The sequence below is a fragment of the Sulfurimonas sp. genome (genome assembly GCF_028694895.1).
In the GTDB taxonomy this organism is placed as follows: domain Bacteria; phylum Campylobacterota; class Campylobacteria; order Campylobacterales; family Sulfurimonadaceae; genus Sulfurimonas.
Window position 1 is genome coordinate 1 of the sequence record NZ_JAQVKA010000122.1, and the last position, 3,953, is coordinate 3,953.

The 3,953-nt window shown below is 31.7% G+C and carries 2 protein-coding genes and 1 pseudogene; 2 read left to right on the plus strand and 1 reads right to left on the minus strand.

The genetic code is table 11. The features are described 5' to 3' along the window. Window positions 1-273: pseudogene (locus tag PHI38_RS09515) on the plus strand (serine O-acetyltransferase); the annotation flags it as partial. A gap of 47 nt (window positions 274-320) precedes the next feature. Beyond that, entirely contained in the window at window positions 321-1,484 is a 1,164-nt protein-coding gene (locus tag PHI38_RS09520; protein ID WP_299855528.1) for a pyridoxal phosphate-dependent aminotransferase, read from the plus strand. On the opposite strand, the gene PHI38_RS09525 is transcribed toward PHI38_RS09520, so the two are convergent. Continuing rightward, on the minus strand, window positions 1,481-3,953 hold a 2,473-nt coding region (locus tag PHI38_RS09525; RefSeq protein WP_299855530.1), incomplete at its 5' end, for a translocation/assembly module TamB domain-containing protein. The two genes, PHI38_RS09520 and PHI38_RS09525, sit on opposite strands and share 4 nt — an antisense overlap.

The following is a 3,953-nucleotide window of genomic DNA, read 5'->3' on the forward strand; positions in this document are numbered from 1 at the left end:
GCAAAGATAGGCGCTAACTCTGTTGTAGTAAAACATGTTCCTGACAATGCAACTGCGATAGGAATACCTGCAAGTGTTATAGAAAAAGGAAGATGTAAAGATCCTCTTATGCATAACTTGCTTCCAGATATAAATAAAGAGATGTTTGAGTATCTACTAAAACGTGTAGCTGTTTTAGAACATATTTTGGTTGAAGATAACAAAGAGCTACTAGAACAAGATTTACAGTTAGAAAACATTTATGAATCATTCATTAGAGCAATGAAAAATTAAATTTATTTTAGTATAATTCGCCCAATATTTCCAACAAAGGGTTTTTCATGCTTAGTGATCGCGTAAACACACTATCTGAATCAATTACAATTGCAATCTCAACACTCGCAGGCGAATTAAAAGCCTCTGGTAAGGATATTCTTAGCTTCTCTGCTGGAGAGCCTGATTTTGATACTCCTCAAGTTATTAAAGACGCAGCAATAGCTGCTATTAATGAAGGGTTTACAAAATACACACCCGTTGATGGTATCCCATCTCTTAAAGCTGCAATAGCAAACAAGCTAAAAAGAGACAATAATCTAACTTATGCTCCAAATCAAATCATCACAAACAATGGTGCAAAACACTCTCTTTTTAATCTTTTTGCAGCAGTTATCCAAAGAGGTGATGAAGTAATCATTCCATCTCCTTACTGGGTTACATATCCTGAACTTGTTTTATACCATGGTGGAACTGTTGTAGAGATAGAGACAAATGATGAGAGCTCGTTTAAAATCACGCCAGAACAGTTAAAAAAAGCTCTTACTCCAAAGACTAAGATGATAATTTTAACTTCTCCTTCAAACCCAACTGGTTCAGTTTACTCCAAAGATGAACTAACTGCACTTGGAAAAGTTTTAGAAGGAACTGACGTACTAGTTGCAAGTGATGAGATGTACGAAAAACTAATCTATGATGGAGAGTTTACATCTGCAGCAGCTGTTAGTGAAGATATGTACAAAAGAACTATAACAATCAACGGTCTTAGTAAATCAGTAGCAATGACTGGTTGGAGATTTGGTTATATGGCTGCACATCGTACAGACATTATCCAAGCAACTAAGAAACTTCAAAGTCAAAGCACTTCAAACATCAACTCTATTACTCAAAAAGCTGCTATCGTAGGTTTAAATGGTGATGCTGATGCTGATATTGAGAAGATGAGATTAGCATTTAAAGAGCGTCGTGATGAAGCTGTAAAGCTTATAAATGCTGTTGATGGTTTAAGCGTATACAAACCAGATGGTGCATTTTATCTCTTTATAAACATAAAAAAAGTATCTAATGACTCTATGAAATTTTGTAAAGAGCTTTTAGAAGAAAAAGGTGTAGCTTTAGTTCCTGGTGTTGGCTTTGGAAGCGAAGGTTATGTAAGATTTAGTTTTGCAACAGATATACAAAGTATCCGTAAAGGTATCAAAAGAATCGAAGAGTTTATATCTGCGCGTTAAGGTGCGTAGATATCAAAATCTTTTACATAAATAATACTAACTCCCTGCCCTGTCTCTTTAACATCAACATCAACTCTTAACGATTTACTCAAAGAATACTGAAGTATCAAGCTCGATATCTCATCATTTTTATATACTATACGAACATTTTTGTTAAATCTAGCTCCTACTTCATAGCCAAGAGTTCCCTCTTTGTTTGTCAAAATATTTAAAGTATCTAGTTTTATAGTTCCAGAACTATTTATCATTTTTTTAATTCCACTTCCTAAGAGTAGCGTATTCATAGATGTTTTTGATGATGTGTCTTCAGAGGAATCAAAAATTGAAGATGCCTTTGAATCAAAGAGTATATAAGAGAGTATATCGTTTTGACTCATGGCTGGTTTTGAGGAGAAGAGCACAACTGGAGAGCTTACCTTGTTTGTAATATATATCTCTATATCTATATAATCAATCGTGTAGTAGTGTAGATTTAGATTAAGGTATGGATCTATCTTATCACCACCATAAAAATAGAGCTCACTCTCGTCAAATTCAAACACTTTGCCATCAAGATTTACTTCTCCGCTTTTAATGTTTAATGCACCAAAAAGCTCTAAATCTGAGCCTATTTCTTTGTATAAAACCAAAGATGGCTCAACCAATAAAGAAAGATTTTCTACCTTATAGTTTATAGATTTTGATGATGTTATGGTTATGTTTATTGCTCTTGTATCTTTTTGTTTTGACTCTTTAATATCTTGGATGATTATGATATCTTTATCGCTGATACTATAATCTTTTCTAGGCTTATACATAACTACACCGCTTTGTATATCTATCTCTCCACTGATATCTTCTTGCCCGTTTGCATCTATTGTTGCATGTAAGTCAAGCTTTAAAAACACATCCGCTTCAATGGATTTATAATGAAATTTATCACTAGAAAGAGAAAAATATCCACTCATATCACTACTCTTTAAAACTCCTCTAAGAAGAACATTATCATATATCCAAAACTCTTTGAACTCTATATCAAAATCCTTATTGAAGTTAATTCTTGAGGGTTTGTCTGACAATACTCTGCGGTTTAATGCACTTAAGTCATATTTGATTAAAATTAACTCTTTATCTCTATATAAAAATTCAAAATTGTTATCTTTTCCAGAAAAACTTCTCTTTGAATCAAGATTTAGAGTATAAAAAGGAAGTTTTACACTAGAAAATATTTCTAATGAATCTTTAAAGTTTATAGTAGATTTAGCTTCTACTTTAGCATCGAAAAATGCTTTAAAAGGCTTAATTCTAAGCTCTTTTAAGAATTTATCCATTGAGTTTATCTTGGTATCTACAACGCCTATTTTATTTTTTAAATCAACTCTATAATCAAAGGAAGCCGAGCCAATATTTACATAACCATCAGCCTTGTCTTCATTTACAAACATTGAGAGAGATGCAATATCTGATTTAGCAAACATTGAGATTTTAGAATTTTTTTTGTGTGCATTAAGAGTTACTTTTGAGAATCTTTTCAAATCATACTCTTTGTAGTGCAAAAACTCCTCTTTAGGATATATATTTGACTCTAAAGCACTCTCATTGTTCTCTTGCGTTAGTACCGCATCAAACTTAGCATAGATAGTATCTGCATGAATGACATATTTTTTAAAATCAGAAGTTAAAAAATTAGCTTCAATATCTTTTGCACTAAACTTTGCATAAGCTCTCTTGGAAGAATACTTGGCATCTATGACAAATGTATCAAATGGGATATCACTATCTTTTGTAATTAGTTCTGCCATTGTTTTAGAACTAAATTCTATATTTTTATCCATATCAATATTCTGCACTATAGCTGCTTCAAACTCTTTATATATCGCTTTATAGTCTGCTTTAATAGTTAGGTTTTCATTGTCAATAAAATATGTAAGATTAAGCTTAACATCTTTTATAAAAAAGTCTGAGAAGCCCTTTAGCCTTGCCTCACTTGTAGTTGTTGATAGATTTATTTTTTCAGAGTCTATCTCAATGTCTGCTATAAATTTTTTTGGTTTATACTCTAAAGCAGAGTTGTACTTTTGTTCTATAAAATCTGAGATAATAAATGAAGAAGCTCCCTTTAAAGTTTTATCTTTTAAAGAGCCTAAGAACTCTATATCTGCGTATTTTGTCTTTGATATCAAAGAGACTTTTTCTATATCAAAATGCTCTTTAAAGCTAAGTTCATCGCCTATAAAGTCAAATGAAATCTTCTCTTTTTTATAATTTATAGTGCCATTTTTAACTTTTACTTTTGATATATTAAAAGCGATATTTATTGAATCATCACTATTTTGCAGTGATAAAAGTAGCCTATCTAACTCTATTTTCGCTCCTAAAGCGTCTATATAAGCAACTCTTGGTATTGGGCTCAATAGAGAGAAAAAGTTGTAACTTATACTTAGTTTATCTACATATATACTATCTTCATAGACAAAGCCATAAACTTCA

Coding starts and splice junctions, on each gene's coding strand:
- PHI38_RS09520 (WP_299855528.1), top strand. CDS start 321: ATGCTTAGTGATCGCGTAAACACACTATCTGAATCAATTACAATTGCA.